Origin of the sequence: Microcystis protocystis FBCC-A270, assembly GCF_050500235.1 — a bacterium.
GTDB classification, from domain to species: Bacteria; Cyanobacteriota; Cyanobacteriia; order Cyanobacteriales; family Microcystaceae; genus Microcystis; species Microcystis ichthyoblabe_A.
The window spans coordinates 3,105,133-3,131,168 of sequence record NZ_CP191407.1; the positions used below are offsets into that span (position 1 = coordinate 3,105,133).

Consider the following 26,036-nt stretch of genomic DNA (forward strand, 5'->3'; position numbering starts at 1 on the left):
ATAGTCATTCATGGTAGTATGTACAGACGAAACTATCGGACTAGGCAAAAAAAACAGGAATAAGTTATCGAACGGCTTGGAGGTGGTGGAAACAAGGGAATTTAACAGGCTATCAATTGCCTTCTGGTACAATTATCACAACGGATGACAACCCTTCAAAACCCGACGCTGAGTTAAAAGACAACGGATAATATGTTAGTAGCAGAAAGACACATTATCAAGAAAGGACATCGATTTTGGGCTGAGATAGATAATTTATCTTGGCAGTCTAAAAATCTCTACAACTCAGCCAATTATTTAATCCGACAAAACTTCATTTATGGTCATGGCTATTTGACCTATAATCAGATGGCCTCTCTGATGAAAAAGACAGAACAGTATCAAGCTTTACCCGCTAAAGTTTCCCAACAAGTTTTGAGAGGATTAGACCGGAACTGGCAATCATTTTTTGCCGCTTCATCAGAGTTTAAAAGTCACCCCGATAAATTTCTGGGAAAACCCAAAATCCCTAGCTATAAGGAGCCAAAAAAAGGAAGAAATCTCTTAGTTTACACGATTCAAGCTATAAGCAAAGTAGGTCTTAGGCAAGGAATAGTCAAACTATCAGGTACTTCAATTGCCTTGCCGACGAGAGTAGCGGAGCGCATAGCAGAAGTCAGAATAGTTCCTAAATGTGATTGTTATGTAATCGAGGTAATTTATGAGAAAACCGAACAGTTCTTAGCTCCTAATGAAAAGATAGCTGCGATGGATTTAGGCATAGATAATTTGATGGCTGTAACTTCAAATCAACCAGACTTTATCCCTTTGTTGATTAATGGCAGACCGTTAAAAAGCCTGAATCAATTTTATAACCAACGTCGGGCTGAGTTACAATCTCTGTTAAAAGGCAATCGTCAAAGTTCCCAGAGGATTCGCTGTTTAACTCGCTGTCGTAATCAGAAGATAGATAATTATCTTCACCGAGCTAGTCGTTATTTAGTCAATCTCTTAGTTGACCAAGAGATAACAACTTTAGTAATTGGGAAAAATGACGGTTGGAAACAAGAAGTGAACTTAGGAAAAGTCAACAATCAAAAATTTGTGACCATCCCTCATGCTCGATTAATTGACATGATTAGTTATAAATGTCAATTAGTAGGAATCTCTGTGATTATTCAAGAAGAATCCTATACCTCCGTTGCTAATTTTTTGAATGACGATCCTCTCCCTGTTTATGGACAGATAACTGAAAAACCAGTGTTTTCAGGAAACTGAATTTCGCGAGGGTTATATCGTACAGATAAGGGGATTCTGATTCAATCTGATGTCATGGGTTCCTACAATATTTTACGAAAAGCATTCCCAAATGCGTTTAACCGCTATGGGATAGAGAGGTGCGTAGTTCACCCAAGGAGAATCAATCTCTCGAAGTAAAAGTGAAAGGAATTTCTGAAATGGAATTCAGTCTGTCTATATTTGACTATACTTTTACTAACTATTTCCGACACAAAAATGAAATCAAGTGTCACCAAAATGTTTCGTAAACAGCTTAATAATCTTCCCGCATCAGTTCAGTAACAAGCAGCAAAAGCTTATGCACTCTGGCAAGAAGATCCGTATCACCCCAGCCTTCAGTTTAAACAAGTCAGTCAAAAGCAACCGATCTACTCCGCTCGTGTCAGCCTTAACTATCGGGCTTTGGGTTTGTTAGAGTCTGAGCATATTTATTGGTACTGGATTGGCGCACATGATGAGTATGATGAGTTGCTGAAACGGATGTAATTTTGGGGTAATCGGTGAAGATGCGGCATAACAACGCCGTCGAGGGGACGAGACTAATATTTGTGTATATTGCCAAAGCTATCTGCCGCTCTTCACTTTCGCTATTAGCCATCATCCATTCCCAATGCCTACTTCTGTATTATAAGTTGGGTACTATTTTTGTAGATAGTGCAGAAATCTACAGGAGATCAAGTAATGAGTGAATCAGAAAGCAACAAGGTGCGCTACAGCTTGTAACGCACCAAAATTTTTATTAATCTCTAACCGAGATTACAGAGGTCGATAGACACGGTAATCAATATTGGGGAAAATATTATCGATTTCCTCGACTTTTTCCAGCCAACCAGAGTCAATCTTCTCGGATTTCACATCTTCATAGATTTTATTTAATCGCAGCAGATGGGAACGAGTGCGCCGGACAGCATAGGGAACCATGGTACCGGTTCGCATAATAAAAGCCCAGTCAGAAGATTGCGCTAATAATAACTCCCGGGCCGCCTGATTTAAAGCCCGTTCCTGCAATTCATCCTCCGCTTCATGATGACTTAATTCAATCATCCGTTCCGTGCCTTTGTGCAGGTGAGGATAGATCCAAGCGTTGGTTTCATTTAGCCAGTATTCGTGAAAACCCTTATAACCCCAACTGGATTGGGAAGGACGACAGACCTGCTGATGGGGGTTAGACCGGAGATAATCGGCTAAATGGGTCATTTGGTAGATATTTTGGTCATACCAGGACTTACGGAACAGAAAATCAATAAACCAGGGTCCCTCATACCACCAGTGACCAAATAACTCGGCATCGTAGGGAGAAACAACCAGGGGGGGACGGCCCATAATTCCCGCTAAACTCTCCACTTGTCGCTCGCGATTATACATAAAATTGCCCGCGTGTTCGGCGGCTTTTTCTTTGGCCCAGTAGGGGTCATAAAGCCCTTTTTCCGATAAACCACCGTCCCGGCTAGTAATTTTGTGGTATTTAATGCCTATATTCTTGCGTTGACCGTTGGGCATGATATAGGGCTTAATATACTCGTATTCCGCTTCCCAGCCCAAATCTTTATAGAATTCCCGATAAACTATATCCCCCGGATAACCGACTTGGGAAGACCAAACCTGTTGGGAAGATTCGTGGTCACGACCGAAAGCGGCCACCCCGGTTTCTGTGAAAATGGGCGCGTAACTGCCGTAACGGGGGCGCGGACGACCGTAGAGAATACCGTGGCCATCGACGAGGAAGTAACGAATGCCCGCATCGGCTAACATTCTTTCTACCCCTTCATAGTAGGCACATTCCGGCAACCAAATGCCCTTGGGACGACGACCGAAATTTTCTTCGTAGTGTTGACAGGCCACCTCAATTTGCGCCCACACCGCTTGTGGGTACATTTTCATCAGGGGCATATAACCATGGGTCGCACCACAGGTGATAATTTCTAGGTTATTACTGTCGAGGAATTGTTTAAAGGCTTTGACCAGATCTCCATCGTATTTTTCCCAAGTTTGTCGGATACTTTGGAAGGATTCAGCGTAATATTCAGCTAAGTAGCGAATATGGCCATTATGTTGATTATGGTCGATTTCTTTAGCAATTAATTCTTCTAACTTACCTAAGTGTTCTTCATAACGCTCTTGCAGTAACGGATCCCGCAGCATCGACACCAAAGGCGGAGTCATGCTCATGGTCATTTTAAAATCGATACCATCCCGCTTGAGACCTTCAAAAACTTGCAGGAGAGGGATGTAGGTTTCTGTGATTGCTTCGTATAACCATTCTTCTTCGAGGACGTAATCGCTTTCGGGATGGCGGACGAAAGGGAGATGCGCGTGGAGAACTAGGGCAACATAGCCAAAAGCCATAGGATTTCTTCTTAGAATTAAGGAATAAAACTTTAAGATTAGGTTGAGTAGATTTTATACTATCTTAAGCTTCTACAATAAAGAATATGATAAAAGTCGATCAATCGTCGATCGATCCCGTTAATCCCTAGGTTTACTAATTTTCCGATGCTCCCATCTAACGAGCCACTGACTGCTTTAGGAAGAGAGACGACAACGCCTCTCTCGATTCAACTTTTGCTATTTGTTGATGACCGTCCCAGTTCTCAAGAAATTATCCGTCAAATTCAGTCCTATCTCCAGTCTTTACAGTCTGATTACCCAATTGACCTACAAATCATCGAAATTCGCCAGCAACCTCATTTAGTCGAACATTTTCGCCTTGTAGCTACCCCCGCCTTGGTCAAAATTGCCCCCGGCCCCCGCCATACCCTCGCGGGCAGCAATCTGGTGGAACAGTTTAAAAAATGGTTGGTACGTTGGCAAAAAGCGATTAAAGAGGAGATTAAAAATGATCACGCTGAGGATGCACAACTTCAAGAGGTGGAACATTCGGGCGAACTCATCCGCATCGCCGATGAGGTTTTTCGTCTCAAACAGGAAAAGGAAGAATTATTAGAACAATTAAAATTTAAAGACCAAATTTTGGCTATGTTAGCCCACGATTTACGCAGTCCTCTTACCGCCGCTTCCATCGCCGTGGAAACCCTCGAATTAGCCTATCATCAACCAGATACTGAGCGCAGTCTGCAATTACGAGAACAACTGCACCAACAGGCCCGCAAACAGTTCCGGATTATGAACCGTTTGATTACGGATATTCTGCAAGCTTCTAAGAGCATGGCGGCGCAATTCACTCTCCACCAGAGTAAATTTTATCTGCAAGCTCTTTGTCAGGAAATTTTGTCTCAATTTACCGATACTTTTCAGGAAAAGACTTTAATTCTCCAAAGCGATATCCCCCAAGATTTGCCCCCCGTCTATGCTGATGAGGAGTTAATCCGACAGGTGATTATTAATCTCTTGGAGAATGGGATCAAATATACTCCCGCTGGCGGCGCAATTACCCTTTCTGTCCTCCATCGTACTACTCAAAAAGTACAGGTGAGCATCAGTGATACTGGCCCCGGCATTCCCGAAGAGAAACAAGAGCATATTTTTGAGGGTCATGTGCGTCTCAAACGGGATGAGGGTAAAGAAGGTTATGGCATCGGGTTATCGGTCTGTCGCAAGATTATTCGCGCCCACTACGGTCAAATTTGGGTGGATAGTGTCCCCGACCACGGCAGTAGTTTTCACTTCACTCTGCCAGTTTATCGCTAAAATGTTCCGCTAACCAATTATCAATGTCCCCTAAAACTAGGTCGGGGATTTCCCAGGGGAAAAGATGGGCTGTATCTGGGTAACATTTCCACTGAGACAGTTTCAGGTTTTCGGCTGTTTCTTGGCTCGAGGCACTGGTAATATGGCGATCATTTGCCCCCGCCAGAACTAAGCAGGGAATTGTGATTTTGTCAAGAGATTTTAAACAATTGTAACCTTTTTTTAAAGCCCGATTTAAAGCGCGATTAGCAGCTGGAGAAGTGCCTAAGTAGGCGGTAACAGCATCTTGAGCGAGATATTGATAGGATATCGCTTGATGTTGTGAAAAAAGGTACTGAAACAGCGAACGACGGGCAAAAGTATCAATATTCCAACGCCATCCCGGTTTAATCTGATTGAGAATTGCCGCCATCCCCGTCAAAATCAGATCTGTGGTGGTGATAGGAGGATGACTACCCCAAGGCCGTGCGGCCGAGGCCACGAGAATTAAACCAGGAAAGCGATCGGGATGCCGCAATACTAATTCCAGTGCGATTATACCCCCCAAAGACCAACCGAGAATTAAACATTGCTGGATTTTTTGGCGATCGAGCAGCTCGATTAAATCCTCTAGATGTTCTTCTAGCTGAAAATCCGGGCGATAACGACTTTTACCGTAGCCGCGCAGATCCGGGGCCAGGGTTTGCCAACGTTGGCAAAAGTGATCGGTAAATACAGACATACTACCTGCCGAACCGGGATGACCGTGCAGACATAGGATCGGGTAGCCATTACCTTTGATGTTAACGTTGAGAGCGATCGACATTGATCAGTTATCAGTTATCAGTTATCAGTTACCAGTTACCAGTTATCAGATTTGAGTTTTAAGTGAGCAGTATGTAAGTACCTAAGCAAAATTAATTACACACATCTAACCCCGCTCTTGCCTCTTGCCTCTTGCCTATCTTCACTAGGAAATTAATTTTGCACGACTACTTATTAAGCGAGCAGTATTAAATAGCAGTTTCCTGCTGTCTTTTCACTGTTCACTGTTTACTGATCACTGATTATTGACTAGGATATATGAGCGATCGAGTCTCTGGTAAGTCATACTAGAGAATAAGAGAGAGTTGGTCTAGAGGTTGCGGGGTCATTTGATTAATGATTCCGAGGAAAGTCCGAACTCCCGAAAGACCACACTTGCTGGATAACGTCCAGTGCGCGTGAGCGTGAGGATAGTGCCACAGAAAAATACCGCCCCCTTTTTTCAGTAATCAGTAATCAGTAATCAGTAATCAGTAACGAAAGTAAATTCACTGATAACTAATAACTTTTCACTGATAACTTTCCACTGATAACTGATAACTGATAACTGATAACTGATTGGGGGTAAGGGTGCAAAGGTGCGGTAAGAGCGCACCAGCAGTATTGAGAGGTACTGGCTCGGTAAACCCCGGTGGGGAGCAAGGTGGAGGGACAAAGGTTGGTCTTTTTCCTGTCCCGTTTTTAGGAACCGCTTGAGGTAATTGGTAACAATTATCCCAGATAGATAACCTCTATTCCAACAAAGGTAAAAGCAATTTTACTGCTGTTGGGAAATACAGAATTCGGCTTATGTCTGACTCTCTCCTTTATCAGTTATCAGTTATCAGTTTACTGAAAAAGCTCCCCACACCCCACACCCCACACCCTACACCCCCTTCTTCCCGCTCCCATGTCCTTAAGTGATCCGCGTCGCCAAAAACAATTAAAAACCCTAGTGGAAAAGCTGGGTTTATCAGCTGATGTCCCCGTCAGATGGGATTTATTAGATTTGGCCCTAACTCATCCCAGTGTTTCCCGTGATAAGAATTATGAACAATTGGAATTTGTAGGCGATTCTGTGGTAAGACTCGTGGCGGCGGAGGTATTGTTATACTTTGCACGGTTATAACTTGCATTTTTTACTCAAAGACAATAATATAGTTCAAGAGTCATAATTAGAAGCAAAGCACTCATTAAAAACATGATTAACCTAGAATTCACGGAAGAAGAAAAGAACTCACTGTATTATGAAAGATTTCATCATCCTCATCCCCGGGTTCAACTGAAGATGGAAGTTCTCTGGTTAAAAAGCCAAAAGATACCGCACAAAAAAATTTGTCAGTTAGCAGGAATCTCGCCAAATACCTTATTAACCTATCTTCGAGATTATCAAGAGGGCGGAATAGAAAAATTAAAAGAAATCAACTTCTATCGCCCTAAAAGTGAATTAGAGTCTCAAAGAGAAACACTCAAAAAATATTTCGAGAAAAATCCACCAGCCACAATAAATGAAGCTGTATATAGAATAGAAGAATTGACAGGGATAAAACGAAGTCCTACCCAAGTGAGGAAATTCTTAAAATCCTTGGGAATGAAATGTTTAAAAATAGGTTCTCTTCCTTCTAAAGCTGACCCAGATGAACAAGAAGACTACAAAGAAAAAAAGCTAGAACCCAGACTAAATGAGGCTAAAGAAGGAAAAAGGGCTGTTTTTTTTGTTGATGCCGCTCACTTCGTCATGGGAGCATTTCTCGGTTTTGTTTGGTGTTTTGAGAGACTTTTTGTTAAGTCACCGAGCGGGCGTAAACGCTTCAATGTTTTAGGAGCATTAAATGCAATAACTCATGAAGTTATTCTAGTTACTAATGACACTTATATTACGGCAACTCAAGTCTGTGAACTTCTTGAAAAAATAGCTGCTTTAGGACTAATGATTCCCATCACTCTAGTCTTAGATAATGCCCGCTATCAGAAATGTAAAATTGTTGAAGAATTGGCTCTTTCTTTGTCAATAGAGCTACTCTATCTGCCGTCTTATTCGCCTAATCTAAATTTAATTGAAAGGCTGTGGAAATTTGTCAAAAAGAAATGTTTACATGGTAAATATTATGAAAACTTTTCTGACTTTTCTTCAGCCATTTATGAATGTCTGAATGATGCCCATCTGAAACATAAAAAAGAACTGGATTCCTTGCTGACTCTAAGATTTCAGAAGTTTAATAAATCTCAGATTATGAACGTCTAAAGTATAGAAACCTATCCGGAGGCGCTCGTGGGAGAATTTGCTGCCCTGCGATCGATGATGGTTAGCGATCGCACTCTGGCGGAATTTGCGGATCGCTACGGTTTCGAGCGTTATTTATTGGTATCAAGTAGTACGAGCATTGACCGAGCGGGGCGAATTTCTCGACTAGCAGACGCTTTTGAGGCGGTCTTGGGAGCATTATATCTTAGTACACAGACAATGATGTTAGTGCGTTCTTGGCTAGATGAGCCACTGCGGGAAAAAGCGGCCGAAATTCGTCGAGATCCGGCCCGACAGAATTATAAGGATGCCTTGCAGGAGTGGACACAAGCAAAATACAAAAAACTGCCGCAATATTTAGTTAAAGAAATCAATGGTTTAGATCAAGAACGTTTTTGCGCGGAAGTGTGGTTAAATGAGCAAAAATTAGGAGTGGGAACTGGCAGAAGCAAAAAAGCAGCGGAACAGGCAGCGGCGAAATCGGCTTTTCTAGAAGTGGTTAAAGGCTAAATGGGGGCATTTTTGCCTAACGAACGAATTGCCAGAGGCGAATTTTAAAATCATAATTACCACTAGCTAAATACTGCCCATCGGGACTAAAAGCTAGGGATTCCACCCAGTCGGAATTATTATCAAACCAGGCCAATTGTTTCCCCGTGGTCACATCCCATAAACGCACACCGTCATTACTAGCACTAGCGAGAATTTGTCCCTTAGGATGGAGTGCCAGGGAACGGATTCGGGCCGTATGACCGACGAGGGTAAATAATAACTGATTATTGCTCGTATCCCAGATTTTAATCGTGCGGTCTAAACTACCGGTAATTAAATTTTTACCGTCGGGAGTGTATAAAAGCTGGCTCACCGCTTGGGGATGGGCAGCAAATTTCGATAAAAATTTGCCCTCGCGGATGTCCCAAAAATGTACCTCACCGTTTTCATGACCGCTGGCAAGGGTGACACCATCGGATTTCATGCCTAAGGAATAAACAAAATTACCCACCCAATTTAAACGATAGAGGGGACGGCGGGGGGGTTGCACTGTCCAGAGGCGAATTCCTTCCAAACCACCACTAATTAACGTTTTACCATCGGGAGTAACGGTAAGGGCGAGGACCGTATTACCGTGTTCGAGGGCAATTCCCAAATACTTGCCTTCCACCAGATTCCAAAAATTAATCGAACCATCTAAACCGCTACTAACTAATAATCTTTCGTTGGGACTAATGGCTAAAGCTTTGACGCTGGTTCTTTGGGCGCGAGTTTGGGAAACTTTTTGCCCTGTTTTTACGGACCAAATTCTCAGGAGAGGATCCGTATCACTACCACCAGCGAGAACTAATTGGTTATCGGGGCTGAAAATCACAGCATTAGGGGTGGATTGTTGCCCTTCTAAGGTTTTAGCGAGGGTAAGTCTGCCTAAACCTTCTACTAGGATAGTTTCTGGGGTTTTTTCGCCACTTTCAGCCGCGGGTTTAGGGGGGGCAATGGGATTTTGGGCATGACTAAGCTGATGTTGCCCGATTGTCAGCGTGGTTAAGACACTGACCACAATTGCCCCGACAAGTTTCTCCCCACGCGTAAATCGGAATTTCATAAATTTAGTTGAATATTAACAAATGAACGGTGCTATAGATTCTAGCCTTTGAGGGGATTGATTGCCAAGCAAGGTCAGATTTCTGAGCTAAGAAGGTCGATTTTTTTCGTTTTTCAGGGTTGGTAAAGCTACTTGACTTGATTGGGGCGGTAAATAGTATCTTGCTGCTTCTTCTTTGTTGATTGCCTTGCTTTTTTGGCTCTGTTGCCACCTGGCGAATATAGCGATCGCCATAATCGTTGCCCCTAAGGATAGCAGTGTCCATCTTTGTCCTAGAACCCCGATGATGACATCTATTGCCGCTGCGGTAAAGATAAAGCTAGTTATTGGTTCTTGACGGTAAGCTTTCTTGAGGAAACGCGGCCAGAGGAGATTACTCATTTTATCTATTATTTCTACGGTTTCGATAATTCCAGCTTATCCTATCATCCTGAAAAATGTTGTCGATATAACCTCAAGAGAGCCAAATAATTAGAGAAAAAGTCTTTTATTCAGGCAACTAGAATATGTTGACATAATTTATGTTCTAACTCTCGTTCCTGTTTTTCTAGGGTAATAATCGCCTGTTTGATAATACTTTTAACATCCATCCCCTGGTCGGATTGTTTTAACCATTGTTGTGCGGTGTTACCTTCACGGAGGATTTTTTGTAGGGGAGAGAGGAAACAACTAAAACCCTTTTCTTTAGCAACGGGATAAACTTGAACATAGAGGTCTTTAATCCAATCCCTAGCTAAGATTTCCCGGCCATCGTACCAATGTCTCAGGGTGGCATCAAGACTAAAACGTGCGGCAGCCTGTTCGTTTTCTTGGGTTAAAGTTAATAAATCCTCGCTGCGATTGCTACTGGGTAATTGACTTAAAATTAAGGGGTCTAATTGGGGATCTTGTAAAAGTTGAGTTAAACGGGCCTCTAAAAAAGCCATAACTGCTAATAAACTAATAGGATTAGCAATCAGGTCACAAATTCGCAATTCTAGACGATTGAGATTATAGGGACGATTGCTACCGTTAGGACGTACCGAAACCCAGAGATGACGAACATTCTGCATCGTACCGAGTTTTAATTGTTCCTCGGTCCAAGTGACAAAATGTTTATGACTTTCAAAGAGGGGAACATAAGCGGGAGTTTGGGGGAAAACTTGCCAACGACGGGAATGGGAACCGGTGATTTTACCGTCGAGAAAGGGAGAGGAAGCACTTAAAGCCAAGTATAAAGGAGCTTCTAGGCGAATTAAGCGACAGGCACGCATTAAATCCTCATAATCGCTAATACCGACGTTAATATGAATACTGGCCGTGACTACATTAGTGCCGTAGGTCTGTTCGATATAGTCATGATAGGGATTGTGGGGGTCACTGCGATAAAAATATTGACTATCGCCCAAGGAGAGGGTACTGCCGGGGATGAGGGTATAATCGCCTAAACGACGCAAATATTGCCGTAGAGCTAGACGAGGTTTTAAAGTAGCGCATAAAAGACGGTCATAGTTAGTCATGGGAGCCGTGGTATATTCTACGTTACGACTATCCGGTTCCCGGACAAAACCATCTAAATCCTTGACAATGCGATCGGATAAACCGATAATTTCTCCGGCTGCTGTTCCGGTGTACATTTCCACTTCAAAACCTTTACTTAGGAGCATCGTCAATTCACCCTGCTGTGTCTATTTTGTAGTGTGACATTATTTTGACTGTAAATGACGTTCAATCAGCAGAATCGCCACTATATCATCAATGGGGCGATCGGGAAGACGCATACCTTGGGGGATGAGTTTCTGTAATCCTTTGGGGGGAAACATCAGCCAATAGCGATCGCGAGCTTCTAGGGTACTATTGCGTTCATCTACTAGAGTAATCGGGATGGTGACACGAGCGGCAATTTTTTCGTGCCAACTTTTTGAGGTGGTTTGATTCCCCATCACCAATAATTCGATCGGATATTGTTGACAGAGACTGGCTAAACGCTCGATCGCTTGTGACGATGATATCACCTCATGGGTATAAATTTTCCCCGTCGATGACCTGACCGCGATCCCACATTTATCCTTACCCGGATCAAAACCGAGAATACACATAGTTTTTATCTTCTGCAGCAGTGGTCGGTTTTATTAAATCACTAAATTAGCGGGGGTGTGGGAAGTGGGGATAATAAATAAAAATAGTCTCGGAGTCTTCTTAATACTGTCTCCTGACAAATATAATAATGCTCAACGGATTTAGTCTCGGTGAAAATTTAACGGGAGAGATAGCGGCTTTGAGTGCGGCGGCGCTTTGGGCGGTTTCTGCGGCGATTTATAGCCTATTAGGCCAGAAAATCCCGCCTTTATTGCTTAATTTTCTGAAAGGAGTAGTCGCGATCGCTTTAATTGCCCTGACGCTGCCCCTTTCCGGACAATGGCACGATGTTAATCAACAAAGTTCGGTATTTATACTCTTGACAAGTGGCGCAATTGGTATAGGAATCGGTGACACGGCCTATTTTACCGCCCTCAATTACTTGGGACCGCGAAAAACCCTCCTGTTAGGAACCCTTTCGCCTCCCTTGGGGGCGATTCTAGCGGCGACTTTTTTGGGGGAATCCCTGAAAATATCGGCTTATATTGGCATTATTTTGACCATCTTCGGGGTTGCTTGGGTTATTTCCGAAAAAACTCCCGAAATCAATAGTCAACGCCCCTGGCGGCAAGGAATTGCCTGGGCTTTAATTGCGGCGATTTCCCAAGCGGTGGGGGCGGTTTTATCTCGTCAGGCACTGGTGCAGTCGGGAATGTCTTCTTTGCAGAGTGCCCTGTTTCGTCTGTTAGCGGGGACGGGAATAGTGTTAATTCTAATGTTTTTTCGCCGTCAGGAATCATCACCACCGATTAACTGGTCATTGCGTCTGATTGCTATTATTATTGTCACTGCTTTCGGCAGTACGTTTTTAGGCATTTGGTTACAGCAAACTGCTTTAAAATTCTCTCCTGTGGGTATTGCCCAAACTCTCACCGCTACCAGTCCTTTATTTGTCCTGCCGATCGCAGCCATGATGGGGGATCGGATTAACTTGCGGGCGATTTTCGGAGTGACAATTGCTTTGCTAGGAATTGGGATTTTGTTTCAATAAGTAGTTTATTCATCGGTTTGTAGTCTTGTTTTAGCAATAATACGGGTTTTCTTTAAATCTCCCTCGCTCAATTCTTCTCCCACCTGTAAACGGGTGGCATTAGTTTGGAGGACAGTGGCGGCATTTTTCTCTCCCAATTGTAGGGCCGTTTTGGCTGCGGTTTGTAGCATGGTGGCGGCGGCTGCTCGATCGCCCTGTTTTAATTTTTCTTCGGCGATTTGGGTTTGACGATATTTGGCTAAAGTCAGAATTGATTTCTGAACTTGATCGTTTAATTGGGATTGATAGAGAGCTTGGGAGGTGATATCAAGGCTAAAAGTCGCAGTTTCTAGCCCTTTTTGACCGGAAGCGGGATCATCGTAGCGAATCTTCACCTTAGCTATGGTGTGAGTACCGGGGGGAATTTGGTCAATATAGAGATTGAGGAGGAGAATTTTTTCTTCATCTATCATTAAATCCCCCAAACGGGTGATGTAAAAATTGCCCTCTTTTTGTAAGCTCATTTCTATAGTTTCTGGAGCAACTTGGGCAATGGGTTTTAAGTCGGCTAAATGAGTCCGAGCATCTAATTCTAATTGCAGGAAAGCGTTAGTTAACCGCACAGATTGCAGACGGTTAAACAGACGAGTAAATTCAATTAAAGCCTGTTCGGGTCTTTCGATATAGGATAAACTTCCGCCGGCGATATCGGCAATTTTTTCTAGGATATCTTGATTCCAATGATCGCCAAAACCGAAGGTATTTAAGGTGATGCCGTACTCAGCTGCTACTGCGGCTAATTTTAAACAGCGTTGATTATCTCCGTGTTCATTTTCACCATCGGTAAGCAGAAAAATATGAGATACATAACCTTTGCTGCCGCTGGAACTTTCTTGAATGCCTAATTTTATCCCTTCATCGATCGCCGTACCTCCTCCCGCTCGTAATTGTTGAATTTTTGAGCGAATTAAGGTCAGATCATCCTGTCGCGATTGGGAGGGAAGAATAACTTTAGCGCGATGATCGAAAGCTATCACCGAGAGACGATCATTAACTCCGAGGGATTCTATTAAACTTAAAGCCGCTTTTTTGACCGTTTCTAGGGGTTTTCCCTGCATAGAACCGCTATGATCGAGAACTAAACAAAGATTAATCGGTAAATTTGTGTCAATCTGTTCACTGGTGGCGGCGATCGATAGCATCAGTTGACGTTGACTGCTGCTTTGATTAGCATCGATATTACTGTCACTCAAGGCCGATTTTAGAGTTACCCGCATAAGAGTTTTTAATCGTGGTCGTTGATATTTATATTCTAATGAGTATAGTTAAATTTGTGCTTATTTTCTCGTCTGGCATCGAGTTAGACAAGTTGGAAACTGGGTGCATCTCATTTTTGTCAATCTACGATACTCACCTGTGGTTGTTCATATATTGGGAATAATTTAAAAATCACTGATAATTCCCGATTGTCGATATTTTTACTAAGTTAAGATGCAGCCCCAGCAGTTCTTGTGGGAAATTTTACCTTAGCCAGTCGGCCCTATTCTTTCGTGGAAGTCATGGTAAAATCTCTTTAATGCGAACTAAAGTTATTTACTTTTTTTGAGATGATAATAAATTGGAATCGATATTGATCAGGGGAAGGGAGCCTGAACCAGCCATGACGATAGGAAAACGTCCATCCCACTTTTCGATTGCTCGTTGTTGTAAAATTTCTGCTGTTAGGTTTTGGCGCAATAGTTTTTGAGCTTCTGCCTGTCCCTTCGCACGGTTGATTTCCGCTTTCGCTTCCTGTGCTGCTTGTTGTGCGCGAAAAGCAGCTTCTTGTGCCTTTTGTTCTGCTACTTGTTTGGCTTCAATCGCCGCGTTAAACTCTTCAGAAAAACCAAAATTAACGAGAGATACATCATTGATAATTATCCCATAACGTCTTAGTCTTTGGGCGAGGGAAGTGTCAATTTCACGTTTGAGTTCTCCTCGCTCTTGCAAGATATTTTGTACGGCACGTTGTGCTGTTGCTGCTTTGACAATTTCCGATACTGCTGGGTTGATAATACCAGAGACAATCTCATTGATATCCCCAACTTGTTGATAAATCTGATTGACTTTGTCGGGGTCGATGTGCCAGTTAACGATAATAGTTGTTTCCACATCTTGCAAATCTTTAGAAGCTCCTTTTGCCTTTACTTCCGTTGTTTGCACTCGAACGTTGAGGGTCTTGATCTTGGTGACAATCGGTATAACAGGATGAATTCCTTCATCGAGGATTTGTTTTTGCACTTTGCCAAAGTACATGACAACGCCGCGTTCGCCAGTATCAATAACGGCAAAAGGGCGCAGTATGGTAGTAAAAGCTAATATTAAAATTCCCCCCGCTATGAATGGGAACATATTGCGATTGTAATTCATGACAACTCCTTAGATATTTGATCGGTTTTATCGTACCACTGTTATTATAATCCTGTTTAAAAAGTATGGGAAAGTGGTGAGAAATAATCCATAACTGAGTTTTTAAAGTTCGATTGGGATTAACTAGAGGAGAGAAGGAAAGTGAGAGGGACCGTTTAAGATAAAGCGGCGATCGCTTGTTCTAAAGCTAGGGAAATATGGGTCCAATGGGTTCCCCCCTGACAAAAAACGATATAGGGTTCCCGTAGGGGTCCATCGGCGGAGAATTCCGAGGTGCTACCATCGATAAACGTGCCACCAGCCATCACTACTTGGCTCTCATAGCCCGGCATTTGGGCAGGAATGGGATCCAAGTAGGAACCGATGGGAGAATAGGCTTGAATGGCTTTACAGAAGGCAATCAGCTTATCGGGGGAACCGAGTTTAATCGCTTGAATAATATCGCGTCGAGGCACAAAAGGGGCAGGATTGACCGGATAACCCAACTTATCGCCCACATAGGCGATTAAATGACTGCCTTTCATCGCTTCTCCCACCATTTGCGGCGCTAGAAACAATCCCTGATAAAGGAGACGATTTTGGTCAAAAGTTGCCCCTCCCTCGCTACCGATCCCCGGTGCTGTCAGACGATAGCAGGCCATTTCCACTAATTCCGCTTTACCTGCTATGTATCCCCCGGCCGTGACAATTGTACCTCCGGGGTTTTTAATTAGAGAACCGGCCATCAGATCTGCCCCCACGTCGGTGGGTTCTTGGGTGCTGATAAATTCTCCATAGCAGTTATCGACAAAACAGACGGTATTCGGGTTTTGTTGTTTAACCATACGGACAATTCTCTCGATTTCGTCAATAGACAAACTCGATCGCCAGGAATAACCGCAGGATCTTTGAATATGCACTAAACGGGTTTGGGGTTTCACTGCTGTTGCCAAAGCCAACCAATCGATCGCACCGGTAGAATCTAGCTCTAATTGCCGATAACTAACGCCAAAATCCTTTAAAGAGCCTTGACCACTGCCCCTAATTCCAATTACTTCCTCTAGGGTATCGTAGGGCGCACCGGCTACCGCTAACATCTCATCCCCAGGTCGGAGAACCCCATACAAGGCACAGGCGATCGCATGGGTTCCTGAAACAAATTGTACTCGCACCGCTGCCTTTTGGGCCCCCAGGGCTTGGGCGAACACTTGATCTAAAGTATCCCGTCCCAAGTCATCATGACCATAACCACTAACACTGGCGAAATGATGCACCCCGACGCGGTTTTCACGGAAAGCAGCGAGGACTTTACGGAGATTTTCCTTGACCTGTGCGTCAATTTCCGAAAAGATGGGGAGAAGGGACTTTTCTGCCCTGTGGAGTAGAGAGGGGATATCCATCAAACAATAGATTCTGATCTGTATTGCATTTACCTTAAATGTCGGCTTGAAGAAACTCTCGGTTTTACCTCGGAGATGAAAAGCCGACCAATATAGAACAGCACTTCGACAGGCTCAGTGTCCACATTTCGACACATTTCGACACATTTCGACAGGCTCAATGTCAAGGCTCAATGTCAAGGCTCAATGTCAAGGCTCAATGTCAAGGCTCAGTGACACGAAGCACAACTCTAAACAGTTGTGTTAAAATCTGAGAGTCAACAGGTTGAAATGCCGCTCACATCGTGGAAATCCCGTTGCAATAGTACGGCACTTTTGAGGAGAAAAAAGAAGACAAGAGCCACCCGAAAACTCTTAAAACAGGGGAGTAAGTCTTTTCCAAGACTGAAATAAACTAAAAACATTTTGCCGTAAGGCAGATAGGGTAGGGCATACCCGGATATTGGTTGAAAGACCAAAACGCTTGGAGAGCTATCCACAAGTGGACAACTAGATAACAAGTGATATTCTAGTAGGTTCGGATAGGACATAATCGTGTAAGACGTGAGTAGGGGAAACCAGAAAGCGCAGTGATTAGCTCAAGAATCCCTCGCCTGAGCGCTTCGGGGATTGTCAACAAGCCTACTGATCATACAACGCCAATCCTTCCCTTAAAACAGCTCCCAAGGTTGACCCTAGTAATGATTAGAGCGGCCCGCCGGGGGGAGGTGCGGCTCCCTGTGGTGGGGCTCCGGGTATGGTTGATTCATTTAAATTAAGTATAGCTGATTTTGAGTCAATAAATTTGATCGAGGATTCTCAAGTTTATCTTTTTCTAATCAGAAGAGTTAGTCATAATAACTAATCTTTAATCTTCTGCCAATATTTATTATGAATAGATTGATAAAGCCTGTTTCCAAGCCACTAAAAGCCTATCTCTCTTGAAATTGTCTGAGAGTACATCCTGTTAATTTAGCTAATTTTTCTGCTTCTTACGTCGATAAAACTATCAGTTTTTCCCAACGTTCAGCTAACCACCTCTGTCCCTCTGTTATTGAGAGAAAACCCAAACCTCTGAAAAGATTCAATCCTATGGTTGTGAGAATTGACCAATTGCTTGCCGCTTGAAAATCACTTATCTCGCTTTTATCTTCCTCAAAAATTACATCTTTTACCCAATGTAACTGATTTTCTATTTTCCAGTGTCCTCGAATAATTTTAGCAAATACTTGAGCGGATTCGGTTAGGCTACTGATATAGTAAGCTGTTTCTTCATAGGTTTTATCCCCGCGACTACCCTTTCTTTCTACTTTAATAACTCTTCGCAGATTTTCAAACCCTTGTCTTTCATTTTTTCTAACTTTAAAAACTTCTATTTTTCTTGATATTTTTCGTCCATGACTATTATCTTGTTCGAGAAAGCAACTTTCTGGCTTTGAGGAATTACTCAGGTCTTGTATTCGCTGATAAAGATTTTTCTGATTTCCTTTAACGGTGATAACATAATCATTTTTACTCTTGGCTATTAAGCTGATTGTTTTTTTCTGACAGTGTAAAGCATCGCCAGTAAAAACTTTATTTTGGAGAGAGCAATCCTCAATTATAGCTTGCCCTTCGTCGATTTCAGACCCTTTTTTGTTTTCGATTCTTTTTAAGTGTAATACTAATCCACTTTCTTGACTAAACAATGAGACAAACATGATGAAATTTTGTTGTTCATTATTAGGATTCTTTAGGGTGTTTTTGAGACTTTTTCCATCCATCCCTAGCCAATTTATATCATCTCTTTGTCCATATTCTTCTAATGCCCATTCGTTAAATATTTTTAACAAACTCTGCCAGTCAACTCCCATCATTACCCTTTTAATTGTTGAATAGGATGGGACTCTTTCTGGAATTATGTTAAATTCTTTACTCAGCCTGTGCCGATTATTTTTAGCAAACTCTCCTAGCTCTCTATAACCTGAGTATCCTAGCATTGTTCCCAGTATTATTACTACTAATACTATCCATAAAGGGTGTCTTTTTCCTTTATCTTTCCGAAAGTCCTTGACTTGTTTTAGTTTTTCTATTAAGCTCAACATATATTTGAAAGGTTGGCGGTCACTCCTCATTTTACCTGATAGTGATCGCTTTTACTTTTGATATTCTGATGGGAGAATGAAACAGCCCTAGTAGAGCATCAATTTTGTTTTGAGGGATAAAAAAAGAGCTAATCTGGAAGAAGTTATCCAACTTCAGACAAAAAAATGCCGAAGAAAAAATATATTGTAGATATAACAGACTCCGAAAGAACTGAACTCGAGCAGCTAACCAAGAAAGGAAAAATAGCAGCTTACAAAATGAACCATGCCAGAATACTACTTTTAGCAGACGTCAATCAACAGGAAGGTGGTTGGACTGACTCGAAAATTAGTGAAGCCTTAAATGTTGCTCAAGCCACCATTGAGAGAGTACAACAAAGATTTGTCGAGTCAGGAATTGAATCATCATTAATTCGAAAAAAGCAAGAACATCGCCGTGCCAAAATTATCGATGGGGAAAAGGAAGCATATCTGATTGCCATCGCTTGTAGTGAAACACCAAAGGGACGAGCAAAATGGACACTTCAAATGCTGGCAGATAAAATGGTCGAACTTGAATATGTGGAAAAAATATCACGAGAAACCATCAGAAAAACCTTAAAAAAATGAATTGAAACCATGGCTGAATCAATCATGGGTCATTCCCCCAAAAGAATCAGCGGAGTTTGTCTGTGCCATGGAAGATGTCTTGGATATTTATCATAGTGAGTATGACCAGCAAAATCCCTGGCTGTGTTTTGATGAGAGTTGTAAACAATTAGTCAAAGAAACAAAAGAGAAAATACCAGCCGAACCAAGAGAACCAGAAAGGTATGACTATCAATATGAGCGTAATGGTGTAGCCAATATGTTTATGTTTTTTGAACCATTACAAGGTGGGCGACATGTAGAAGTTACACAACAAAGGACGGCGAGCGATTATGCACACCAAATGAAATATTTGGTTGATGAGCGTTATCCGGATGCCCAGAAAATTAGAGTAATTCAAGACAACTTAAATACTCATGTAAAAGCCTCATTATATAAAGCCTTTGAACCAGAAGAGGCCAAGAGAATTTTAGATAAACTCGAATTTCATTACACTCCCAAACATGGCAGCTGGTTAAATATGGCAGAAATTGAGTTGAGCGTTTTGAATCGTCAATGTCTCGATCGTCGTATCCCAGACATGGATAGTTTAAAACAAGAAATTAAGGCATGGGAAGAAAATCGAAATGAAAAGTCAAATTCAGTTGACTGGAGATTTACTGATGCTGATGCTCGTATTAAATTAAAAAAACTCTATCCCTCAATTCAAACTTGACAGACTACTAGCCTGATGAAGATAATTATCTATCTTCTGATTACGACAGCGAGTTAAACGGCGAATCCTCTGGGAACTTTGACGATTACCTTTTAACAGAGATTGTAACTCAGCCCGACGTTGGTTATAAAATTGATTCAGGCTTTTTAACGGTCTGCCATTAATCAACAAAGGGATAAAGTCCGGTTGATTTGAAGTTACAGCCATCAAATTATCTATGCCTAAATCCATCGCAGCTATCTTTTCATTAGGAGCTAAGAACTGTTCGGTTTTCTCATAAATTACCTCGATTACATAACAATCACATTTAGGAACTATTCTGACTTCTGCTATGCGCTCCGCTACTCTCGTCGGCAAGGCAATTGAAGTACCTGATAGTTTGACTATTCCTTGCCTAAGACCTACTTTGCTTATAGCTTGAATCGTGTAAACTAAGAGATTTCTTCCTTTTTTTGGCTCCTTATAGCTAGGGATTTTGGGTTTTCCCAGAAATTTATCGGGGTGACTTTTAAACTCTGATGAAGCGGCAAAAAATGATTGCCAGTTTTTGTCTAATACTCTTAAAACTTGTTGGGAAACTTTAGCGGGTAAAGCTTGATACTGTTCTGTCTTTTTCATCAGAGAGGCCATCTGATTATAGGTCAAATAGCCATGACCATAAATGAAGTTTTGTCGGATTAAATAATTGGCTGAGTTGTAAAGATTTTTAGACTGCCAAGATAAATTATCTATCTCAGCCCAAAATCGATGTCCTTTCTTGATAATGTGTCTTTCTGCTACTAACATTATTGTCCGTTGTCTTTTAACTCAGCGTCGGGTTTTGAAGGGTTGTCATCCGTTGTGATAATTGTACCAGAAGGCAATTGATAACCTGTTAAATTCCCTTGTTTCCACCACCTCCAAGCCGTTCGATAACTTATTCCTGTTTTTTTTGCCTAGTCCGATAGTTTTGTCTGCACATATTACCATGAATGACTATATATGACCATATTTATATTGAAACTTTACAATACAACCCACATTCTGCACTTCAACTTGTAGTATAACTGGTAGCATATAAAATGAAAAACCAGTTAAGTATTTATACTTATAATCTTAGGGAAGAAAAAGTGGCTCTCTTATTCTTTGTTTGATCAGTTTAACTTAATATAGAAGCGATCAATCTTTGCATCCTCTGTGTCTGGAGTGGTTCCTTCCACTCCCTCGCCAGCAGGAATGTATCTTAGAATACATTTTACCCACCAAACCCAAGAGAGCCAAAAAGTGAGAAACTAAAAAGGTTCTCAAAAAATATTCAAGTCAAGAAAAATGTCAAAGATAGAAGTAAAAAATCTAGATCACTTAGGAATAGTAGCGGGAATAATTGATGAAATAGGAATCGAAGAGATAATTAACTTAAAATTAGGAATAGATCAGCGAGAGAAAATAACATTTTGAGCGCTAATTGCCTACTCTCATCTTAACCAAATTCTTAAATCTTACTGAAATCGTCTAAAACTGACTGAAAGTGTTGGCTAATTTATCAGCAATTCCCTCGATCCAAATTTCATCTTGTTTAGTATAACTGCGCGGCGCATTTGCCGCCAAAATTAACACCCCTTCCTTACCGATGGGTTGACAGATTAAGCCTTGGGTGTTTTCCGGCAAATAGTCAAATTCGATTTTGGCGGGATATAAATTTAAATTAACTAAATAGACGGCTTTACCGGTTTCTAAAACTCTTTTGATAATATTACTAACTTTAACTTCAGAATTCTGGCTTAAGATACCGCGACGTAATAAAACTTTTCCCTGATAATAAACGATCAGAGATTTTGTCACGGTGTTGGTTAAAAGTAAATGGGAAGCCCAGGCAAGCTCAATTTTAACTGATTCTGGCAAATCTGGGGCAAATTCCAGACCTTCGCGCCCGATTAATTCCACCGCATCCGGTAAGCGGGGTTGAACTCTTTGCCAGATTAAACCCACCAAAATTAAAACCCCACTCAAAATCACTCCCATCACATCGGAACGCGCTTGCGATGGGGTTAAATCGGCAGTGGCAAAACGATTAAACATTAATACCGTACCCCCGACGATGCCGGCGAACAGGGGTAACAGTCTTAAAATACGATTGGGATCAGCTGGTGCCATAGCTGAGAACTATTCCTCGTCTAGTTCTAAAATCCGCTGGAAAAGATAGCCTGTACCTCTAGCGGTGAGAATTAACTCAGGATTGCTGGGATCATCTTCTAATTTGGCTCGTAAACGGGAAATATGCACATCCACTACCCGCGTATCCACATGACGTTCGGGGGTATAACCCCAAACTTCCTGAAGGATTTCCGAGCGGGAAAAAGCTTCTCCTGATCGACTGACCAATAATTCTAGTAAACTAAATTCCATACCGGTCAGACGGATGCGTTCATCCCCCTTATAAACTTGGCGTTTATTGGTATCGATTTTAATGGAACCGATATGAATCACACCGGAACTAGGAATCCCCGGAGCGCCATTTTTCTCTACCCGACGCAACACCGAACGAATCCGCGCCTCGAGTTCTTTGGGAGAAAAAGGTTTAACTACATAGTCATCCGCGCCCAATTCTAGCCCAGTAATTCGATCGGCCACATCGCCCAAAGCGGTTAACATAATGATAGGAATATCCGATTCTTTGCGGAGTTCCTGACAGACACCGTAACCGTCTAATTTCGGCATCATCACATCCAAAACCACTAAATCGGGTTCGGCGGTGCGGAAGGTTTCTAAAGCTTCCTCTCCGTCGGCGGCGGTGACGACTTCATAACCAATCATCGACAAACGAGTCTCTAAGATACGACGGATGCTGGCTTCATCATCAACAACGAGAATTTTTTCCTTCTGGTTCTCCAACTGAATTAACACTCCTTAGTTAAATAGTGTGATGAATTTTAAAGTTAAATAACGAGCGTTCCTGTTTATAGAATATCCCTTTGCCGTTATCATTAAGCCTAAATTTCCTATTTTATTTCTTTTATGGCAATTATCAATAACTTTATGGTCTTCCTTCCCCTTTATCATACTTAACTAAATTTGACAAGAGAATTGATCCTCAAACCGCTTTTCTTCAACTTTTCTTAAAAAACATGGCGAAATCGCGAACAATATATATCTGTAGCGCTTGTGGGGCGGAATCTCCCCAATGGTTGGGAAAATGCCCCAGTTGTGACACCTACGGGACGCTAGAAGAACAAGTGATGGCTGGTGGCAATAATCCGGCGGGAAATCGCCCAGGATGGCAAAATAGTCGCCCAAATAACGGCAAAGGGCAACGCAACCCGCAACCGCGCATCTCGGTGCGCTTCTCGGAAATTACCCAGTATGAACAGGAACGTTTTCCCTCTGGTTACGGGGAATTCGATCGCGTTCTCGGCGGTGGCATTGTCCCCGGTTCTCTTGTACTAATCGGCGGCGATCCGGGTATCGGCAAATCGACGCTTTTACTGCAAGTTACCAACCAACTCGCCCAAAGATTACCGCGCATCCTCTACGTTTCCGCTGAAGAATCGGGACAACAGATTAAACTGCGGGCTGCCCGTTTGGGGGTGGGAGTGGTTGCCGTGGAGTCGGAAAATAACGGCAATGGCAAGGAGAAAAAAGCCTCTGAATCAACCTCAGAACTCGATAATCATCTCTATGTTCTGCCAGAAACCGATTTAGAGGAAATTTTGCGGGAATTAGAATCTTTACGCCCACAGGTGGCGGTAATTGACAGTATTCAAACTCTTTATTTTGGGGCGTTAACTTCCGCACCGGGATCCGTCGCCCAAGTTCGCGAATGTACCTCCGCCTTGATGCAGGTGGCAAAACGGGAGAATATTACTTTATTAATTGTCGGTCATGTGACTAAAGAAGGGGCGATCGCTGGTCCGCGAGTTTTGGAACATTTGGTCGATACGGTGTTATATTTTGAAGGCGATCGCTATGCCTCCCATCGTCTCTTAAGATCCGTGAAAAACCGTTTTGGGGCCACCCATGAGATCGGTATTTTCGAGATGGTGGATCACGGTTTGGTGGAAGTGGAAAACCCCTCAGAATTGTTTTTAGGCAATCGCGACGAATTTTCCCCGGGTACGGCGACGGTGGTAGCCTGTGAAGGTACACGCCCGATTGTGGTGGAGTTACAGGCATTAGTTAGCCCTACCAGCTATGCTTCCCCCCGAAGATCGACTACTGGCATAGAATACAACCGATTACAGCAAATTCTCGCCGTTTTAGAAAAGCGCGTCGGCATTCCTTTATCGAAATTAGATGCCTATGTTGCCTCCGCAGGAGGGTTGGGAGTGGAAGAACCGGCGGCGGATCTGGGAGTTGCGATCGCTGTTGTCGCCAGTTTTCGCGATCGAGTTGTGGATCCGCGCACAGTCTTAATCGGGGAAGTGGGATTAGGCGGACAAGTGCGCCTAGTGTCGCAAATGGAACTAAGATTAAAAGAAGCGGCTAAATTGGGCTTTAAACGGGCAATTGTCCCCAGAGGTCAAGTTTATCCCGAAGATGTGGGCTTAGAAATTGTTCCAGTCGGCAAGGTAATCGAGGCAATTGTCGCCGCAATTCCCCCCCAGCAGCGCTTTGGGGAAGATATAGAAGAGGAGGAAGGGGAAGGGCAAGAATAACGGTACAATGCTAAAAAAGATTAAATTACTTGGGAGATTTTCACCATGTCTGTGTTAGCTGTTGCCGCTTTAGCGGGTTATCTGATCGTTTTTACCGGAATTGCCCTCGGTCTCTTTTTCGGTCTGCGCTCCGCTAAAATTATCTAGTATATAAACAGGAAAAAGCTTTAGTGATCGGTTTAACTGGTCACTATTGCCAATTCTAGGGGAAATAAAAAATGACTGTTATTCTAGACTTAAAAACTCTCTACGAAATTGATGATTCTCTCTGGTTAGAAGAAACTATCGAACTCTTGAAAGCGAAAAAATTTGACGCTTTAGATTTAGACAATTTAATCGAGGAGTTAGAAGACTTGGGGAACGAAAAAAGGTTTCGTGTTGCTAGTTTTTTACAGCAAATTATTAGACATTGTTTATTATTACAGTTTTGGACAAGGGAAAGAGAATATAATCAAGCTCATTGGCAAGCAGAGATAGTGAGTTTTAAAGATCAACTAAAACGTTATTTAACCACAAATCTTCGTAAATATCTAGAACAGGAATTTGAGCAAATTTACTTTGAGTCCGTGCGATACGTTCGTCAAAAAACCGATAATAAAGTCAACTTTCCTGATATTTGTCCCTACAGTTTAGAAGAACTTCTCGATCCTAATTGGCTACCATCTGACAATCAAGGAGATAAAAAATGACTGTTATTCCCGACTTAAAAACTCTCTACGAGATTGATGATTCTCTTTGGTTAGAAGAAACTATAGAACTGCTCAAGGCTAAAAATTTTGAGGCTTTAGATTTAGAGAATTTAATCGAGGAGTTAGAAGACTTGGGAAACGAAAAAAAGTTTCGTGTTGCCAGTTTATTAGAGCAAATTATTCGTCATGCTTTGTTACTGCAATTTTGGACAGAGAAAAGAGCATATAATCAGGATCACTGGGAGTTAGAAATAGTCAACTTTCAAATTCAGCTAAAAAGATACTTAACCACCAATCTCCGTAATTATTTACAAAATGAATTAACTAACATTTATGAAGATGCAGTTTTCTTTGTCAGAAAAAAGACTAAAAATCAAGTCAACTTTCCCGATACTTGTCCCTACAGTTTAGAAGAACTTCTCAATCCCAATTGGCTACCACCTTACGAATAAAGGAAATGATAATGACTGTTATTCCCGACTTAAAAACTCTCTACGAAGTTGATGATTCTCTCTGGTTAGAAGAAACTATCGAACTCTTAAAAGCGAGAAGATTTGACGCTTTAGATTTAGAGAATTTAATCGAGGAGTTAGAAGATTTGGGAAACGAAAAAAAGTTTCGTGTTGCTAGTTTTTTACAGCAAATTATTCGTCATGCTTTGTTACTGCAATTTTGGACAAGGGAAAGAGAATATAATCAAAGTCATTGGGAATCAGAACTGGTAAATTTTCAAGATCAATTAAATACCTACCTAACGGCAAGTTTACGGAAATATTTAGAACAAGAATTTGATAATATTTATCAGAAGGCAACCCGTTATGTGAGAAAAAAGACAAAAAATCAAGTTATTTTTCCCGATACTTGTCCCTACAGTTTAGAAGAACTTCTCGATCCCAATTGGCTACCACCATACGAATAAAGGA

Annotated in this window: 23 protein-coding genes, 1 other RNA gene and 5 pseudogenes; 15 read left to right on the forward strand and 14 right to left on the reverse strand. The window is 42.1% G+C overall.

All coding sequences use genetic code 11. From position 1 onward, the window contains the following. The first annotated feature begins 192 nt into the window (after window positions 1-192). Together ACQY1X_RS15015 and ACQY1X_RS15020 are read left to right on the forward strand one after the other, a co-directional pair. Window positions 193-1,416, forward strand: a pseudogene (locus ACQY1X_RS15015) (RNA-guided endonuclease InsQ/TnpB family protein). Between the two features lie 156 nt (window positions 1,417-1,572). After that, window positions 1,573-1,764: pseudogene (locus ACQY1X_RS15020) on the forward strand (hypothetical protein); the annotation flags it as partial. Window positions 1,765-2,034: 270 nt separating this feature from the next. Here ACQY1X_RS15020 and ACQY1X_RS15025 read toward each other — a convergent pair. Further along, on the reverse strand, window positions 2,035-3,624 hold the full coding sequence (locus ACQY1X_RS15025) for a glycoside hydrolase family 57 protein (protein WP_004161142.1): 1,590 nt from the start codon (window positions 3,622-3,624) through the stop codon (window positions 2,035-2,037). Between the two features lie 147 nt (window positions 3,625-3,771). Between ACQY1X_RS15025 and ACQY1X_RS15030 the strand changes: the two genes are divergently transcribed. Continuing rightward, complete coding sequence (locus ACQY1X_RS15030) at window positions 3,772-4,926, forward strand: histidine kinase (protein ID WP_430014837.1); 1,155 nt, start codon at window positions 3,772-3,774, stop codon at window positions 4,924-4,926. On the opposite strand, the gene ACQY1X_RS15035 is transcribed toward ACQY1X_RS15030, so the two are convergent. After that, window positions 4,904-5,731: an alpha/beta fold hydrolase gene (locus tag ACQY1X_RS15035; protein WP_430014838.1), complete on the reverse strand. Its 828-nt coding sequence runs from the start codon at window positions 5,729-5,731 to the stop codon at window positions 4,904-4,906. The two genes, ACQY1X_RS15030 and ACQY1X_RS15035, sit on opposite strands and share 23 nt — an antisense overlap. Before the next feature lie 300 nt (window positions 5,732-6,031). On the opposite strand from ACQY1X_RS15035, the gene rnpB reads away from it, so the two are divergent. The 4 genes and pseudogenes from rnpB to ACQY1X_RS15055 all read left to right on the forward strand — a co-directional run. Then, window positions 6,032-6,535: RNase P RNA component class A (gene rnpB / locus ACQY1X_RS15040), an RNA gene on the forward strand. An 84-nt stretch (window positions 6,536-6,619) separates the two neighbouring features. Next, window positions 6,620-6,820: pseudogene (locus tag ACQY1X_RS15045) on the forward strand (ribonuclease III); the annotation flags it as partial. A gap of 90 nt (window positions 6,821-6,910) precedes the next feature. Beyond that, window positions 6,911-7,954 carry an IS630 family transposase gene (locus ACQY1X_RS15050; RefSeq protein WP_069474877.1) on the forward strand — a complete coding sequence of 348 codons (1,044 nt, stop codon included), beginning with the start codon at window positions 6,911-6,913 and terminating at the stop codon, window positions 7,952-7,954. Between the two features lie 3 nt (window positions 7,955-7,957). Continuing rightward, window positions 7,958-8,464: pseudogene (locus ACQY1X_RS15055) on the forward strand (ribonuclease III family protein); the annotation flags it as partial. A gap of 16 nt (window positions 8,465-8,480) precedes the next feature. On the opposite strand, the gene ACQY1X_RS15060 reads toward ACQY1X_RS15055, so the two are convergent. The 4 genes from ACQY1X_RS15060 to ACQY1X_RS15075 all read right to left on the reverse strand — a co-directional run bounded on the left by ACQY1X_RS15060 (window position 8,481) and on the right by ACQY1X_RS15075 (window position 11,629). After that, window positions 8,481-9,551, reverse strand: coding sequence for a WD40 repeat domain-containing protein (locus tag ACQY1X_RS15060; RefSeq protein ID WP_103112127.1), 1,071 nt, complete (start codon window positions 9,549-9,551; stop codon window positions 8,481-8,483). A gap of 87 nt (window positions 9,552-9,638) precedes the next feature. Then, window positions 9,639-9,932 carry a hypothetical protein gene (locus ACQY1X_RS15065; protein WP_002755534.1) on the reverse strand — a complete coding sequence of 98 codons (294 nt, stop codon included), beginning with the start codon at window positions 9,930-9,932 and terminating at the stop codon, window positions 9,639-9,641. Between the two features lie 110 nt (window positions 9,933-10,042). Then, complete coding sequence (gshA, locus tag ACQY1X_RS15070) at window positions 10,043-11,197, reverse strand: glutamate--cysteine ligase (protein ID WP_002773150.1); 1,155 nt, start codon at window positions 11,195-11,197, stop codon at window positions 10,043-10,045. Between the two features lie 39 nt (window positions 11,198-11,236). Then, window positions 11,237-11,629: a pre-16S rRNA-processing nuclease YqgF gene (locus ACQY1X_RS15075; protein ID WP_316578412.1), complete on the reverse strand. Its 393-nt coding sequence runs from the start codon at window positions 11,627-11,629 to the stop codon at window positions 11,237-11,239. A 128-nt stretch (window positions 11,630-11,757) separates the two neighbouring features. Here ACQY1X_RS15075 and ACQY1X_RS15080 point away from each other — a divergent pair, with 128 nt between their 5' ends. Then, window positions 11,758-12,660: a DMT family transporter gene (locus tag ACQY1X_RS15080; protein ID WP_430014839.1), complete on the forward strand. Its 903-nt coding sequence runs from the start codon at window positions 11,758-11,760 to the stop codon at window positions 12,658-12,660. A gap of 5 nt (window positions 12,661-12,665) precedes the next feature. Here the strand turns inward: ACQY1X_RS15080 and ACQY1X_RS15085 are convergent, their stop codons facing one another. The 5 genes from ACQY1X_RS15085 to ACQY1X_RS15105 form a co-directional block, all read right to left on the reverse strand. Next, window positions 12,666-13,916 (reverse strand): vWA domain-containing protein, encoded by a 1,251-nt coding sequence (locus ACQY1X_RS15085; protein ID WP_002732528.1) that lies wholly within the window; start codon window positions 13,914-13,916, stop codon window positions 12,666-12,668. 316 nt (window positions 13,917-14,232) lie between these two features. Next, window positions 14,233-15,048, reverse strand: a complete 816-nt coding sequence (locus tag ACQY1X_RS15090; protein WP_002732478.1) for a prohibitin family protein — start codon at window positions 15,046-15,048, stop codon at window positions 14,233-14,235. Window positions 15,049-15,203: 155 nt separating this feature from the next. Continuing rightward, entirely contained in the window at window positions 15,204-16,427 is a 1,224-nt protein-coding gene (locus ACQY1X_RS15095) for an aminotransferase class I/II-fold pyridoxal phosphate-dependent enzyme (protein WP_430014840.1), read from the reverse strand. 257 nt (window positions 16,428-16,684) lie between these two features. Then, window positions 16,685-16,906 (reverse strand): hypothetical protein, encoded by a 222-nt coding sequence (locus ACQY1X_RS15100; RefSeq protein ID WP_148045307.1) that lies wholly within the window; start codon window positions 16,904-16,906, stop codon window positions 16,685-16,687. A gap of 492 nt (window positions 16,907-17,398) precedes the next feature. Beyond that, complete coding sequence (locus ACQY1X_RS15105; RefSeq protein WP_430013059.1) at window positions 17,399-18,490, reverse strand: ISAs1-like element ISMae8 family transposase; 1,092 nt, start codon at window positions 18,488-18,490, stop codon at window positions 17,399-17,401. Between the two features lie 165 nt (window positions 18,491-18,655). Between ACQY1X_RS15105 and ACQY1X_RS15110 the strand changes: the two genes are divergently transcribed. Beyond that, window positions 18,656-19,793 (forward strand): IS630 family transposase gene (locus ACQY1X_RS15110; RefSeq protein WP_430014841.1). Its coding sequence is split into 2 segments (ribosomal slippage): window positions 18,656-19,092 and window positions 19,091-19,793, totalling 1,140 coding nucleotides; the frame shifts between segments, so codons are not numbered across the junction. On the opposite strand, the gene ACQY1X_RS15115 is transcribed toward ACQY1X_RS15110, so the two are convergent. Then, complete coding sequence (locus tag ACQY1X_RS15115; protein ID WP_430013061.1) at window positions 19,779-20,579, reverse strand: RNA-guided endonuclease InsQ/TnpB family protein; 801 nt, start codon at window positions 20,577-20,579, stop codon at window positions 19,779-19,781. The two genes, ACQY1X_RS15110 and ACQY1X_RS15115, sit on opposite strands and share 15 nt — an antisense overlap. Before the next feature lie 522 nt (window positions 20,580-21,101). Here ACQY1X_RS15115 and ACQY1X_RS15120 point away from each other — a divergent pair. Continuing rightward, window positions 21,102-21,224 (forward strand): annotated as a pseudogene (locus ACQY1X_RS15120) (DUF4277 domain-containing protein); the annotation flags it as partial. A gap of 60 nt (window positions 21,225-21,284) precedes the next feature. Here the strand turns inward: ACQY1X_RS15120 and ACQY1X_RS15125 are convergent. Together ACQY1X_RS15125 and rpaB are read right to left on the reverse strand one after the other, a co-directional pair. Next, window positions 21,285-21,926, reverse strand: a complete 642-nt coding sequence (locus tag ACQY1X_RS15125) for a cofactor assembly of complex C subunit B (RefSeq protein ID WP_002731649.1) — start codon at window positions 21,924-21,926, stop codon at window positions 21,285-21,287. 9 nt (window positions 21,927-21,935) lie between these two features. Then, window positions 21,936-22,664: a response regulator transcription factor RpaB gene (gene rpaB / locus ACQY1X_RS15130; protein ID WP_002734727.1), complete on the reverse strand. Its 729-nt coding sequence runs from the start codon at window positions 22,662-22,664 to the stop codon at window positions 21,936-21,938. A gap of 233 nt (window positions 22,665-22,897) precedes the next feature. Here rpaB and radA point away from each other — a divergent pair, with 233 nt between their 5' ends. The 5 genes from radA to ACQY1X_RS15155 all read left to right on the forward strand — a co-directional run bounded on the left by radA (window position 22,898) and on the right by ACQY1X_RS15155 (window position 26,032). After that, window positions 22,898-24,424 (forward strand): DNA repair protein RadA, encoded by a 1,527-nt coding sequence (gene radA / locus ACQY1X_RS15135; RefSeq protein WP_430013062.1) that lies wholly within the window; start codon window positions 22,898-22,900, stop codon window positions 24,422-24,424. A 45-nt stretch (window positions 24,425-24,469) separates the two neighbouring features. After that, window positions 24,470-24,571 carry a cytochrome b6-f complex subunit PetL gene (gene petL / locus ACQY1X_RS15140; protein WP_002752397.1) on the forward strand — a complete coding sequence of 34 codons (102 nt, stop codon included), beginning with the start codon at window positions 24,470-24,472 and terminating at the stop codon, window positions 24,569-24,571. A 71-nt stretch (window positions 24,572-24,642) separates the two neighbouring features. After that, window positions 24,643-25,113, forward strand: coding sequence for a DUF29 domain-containing protein (locus ACQY1X_RS15145; protein ID WP_002733892.1), 471 nt, complete (start codon window positions 24,643-24,645; stop codon window positions 25,111-25,113). Then, entirely contained in the window at window positions 25,110-25,565 is a 456-nt protein-coding gene (locus tag ACQY1X_RS15150) for a DUF29 domain-containing protein (protein WP_016515037.1), read from the forward strand. The genes ACQY1X_RS15145 and ACQY1X_RS15150 overlap by 4 nt, the downstream gene beginning before the upstream one ends. Window positions 25,566-25,576: 11 nt before the next feature. Next, window positions 25,577-26,032: a DUF29 domain-containing protein gene (locus tag ACQY1X_RS15155; RefSeq protein WP_430013063.1), complete on the forward strand. Its 456-nt coding sequence runs from the start codon at window positions 25,577-25,579 to the stop codon at window positions 26,030-26,032. The last annotated feature ends 4 nt before the right edge of the window (window positions 26,033-26,036 follow it).

Excerpts from the sequence above, each read along its gene's own strand:
- ACQY1X_RS15025 (WP_004161142.1), bottom strand. The coding sequence starts at position 3,624 with ATGGCTTTTGGCTATGTTGCCCTAGTTCTCCACGCGCATCTCCCTTTC.
- ACQY1X_RS15030 (WP_430014837.1), top strand. The coding sequence starts at position 3,772 with ATGCTCCCATCTAACGAGCCACTGACTGCTTTAGGAAGAGAGACGACA.
- ACQY1X_RS15035 (WP_430014838.1), bottom strand. The coding sequence starts at position 5,731 with ATGTCGATCGCTCTCAACGTTAACATCAAAGGTAATGGCTACCCGATC.
- ACQY1X_RS15050 (WP_069474877.1), top strand. The coding sequence starts at position 6,911 with ATGATTAACCTAGAATTCACGGAAGAAGAAAAGAACTCACTGTATTAT.
- ACQY1X_RS15060 (WP_103112127.1), bottom strand. The coding sequence starts at position 9,551 with ATGAAATTCCGATTTACGCGTGGGGAGAAACTTGTCGGGGCAATTGTG.
- ACQY1X_RS15065 (WP_002755534.1), bottom strand. The coding sequence starts at position 9,932 with ATGAGTAATCTCCTCTGGCCGCGTTTCCTCAAGAAAGCTTACCGTCAA.
- gshA (WP_002773150.1), bottom strand. The coding sequence starts at position 11,197 with ATGCTCCTAAGTAAAGGTTTTGAAGTGGAAATGTACACCGGAACAGCA.
- ACQY1X_RS15075 (WP_316578412.1), bottom strand. The coding sequence starts at position 11,629 with ATGTGTATTCTCGGTTTTGATCCGGGTAAGGATAAATGTGGGATCGCG.
- ACQY1X_RS15080 (WP_430014839.1), top strand. The coding sequence starts at position 11,758 with ATGCTCAACGGATTTAGTCTCGGTGAAAATTTAACGGGAGAGATAGCG.
- ACQY1X_RS15085 (WP_002732528.1), bottom strand. The coding sequence starts at position 13,916 with ATGCGGGTAACTCTAAAATCGGCCTTGAGTGACAGTAATATCGATGCT.
- ACQY1X_RS15090 (WP_002732478.1), bottom strand. The coding sequence starts at position 15,048 with ATGAATTACAATCGCAATATGTTCCCATTCATAGCGGGGGGAATTTTA.
- ACQY1X_RS15095 (WP_430014840.1), bottom strand. The coding sequence starts at position 16,427 with ATGGATATCCCCTCTCTACTCCACAGGGCAGAAAAGTCCCTTCTCCCC.
- ACQY1X_RS15105 (WP_430013059.1), bottom strand. The coding sequence starts at position 18,490 with ATGTTGAGCTTAATAGAAAAACTAAAACAAGTCAAGGACTTTCGGAAA.
- ACQY1X_RS15115 (WP_430013061.1), bottom strand. The coding sequence starts at position 20,579 with ATGTTAGTAGCAGAAAGACACATTATCAAGAAAGGACATCGATTTTGG.
- ACQY1X_RS15125 (WP_002731649.1), bottom strand. The coding sequence starts at position 21,926 with ATGGCACCAGCTGATCCCAATCGTATTTTAAGACTGTTACCCCTGTTC.
- radA (WP_430013062.1), top strand. The coding sequence starts at position 22,898 with ATGGCGAAATCGCGAACAATATATATCTGTAGCGCTTGTGGGGCGGAA.
- petL (WP_002752397.1), top strand. The coding sequence starts at position 24,470 with ATGTCTGTGTTAGCTGTTGCCGCTTTAGCGGGTTATCTGATCGTTTTT.
- ACQY1X_RS15145 (WP_002733892.1), top strand. The coding sequence starts at position 24,643 with ATGACTGTTATTCTAGACTTAAAAACTCTCTACGAAATTGATGATTCT.
- ACQY1X_RS15150 (WP_016515037.1), top strand. The coding sequence starts at position 25,110 with ATGACTGTTATTCCCGACTTAAAAACTCTCTACGAGATTGATGATTCT.
- ACQY1X_RS15155 (WP_430013063.1), top strand. The coding sequence starts at position 25,577 with ATGACTGTTATTCCCGACTTAAAAACTCTCTACGAAGTTGATGATTCT.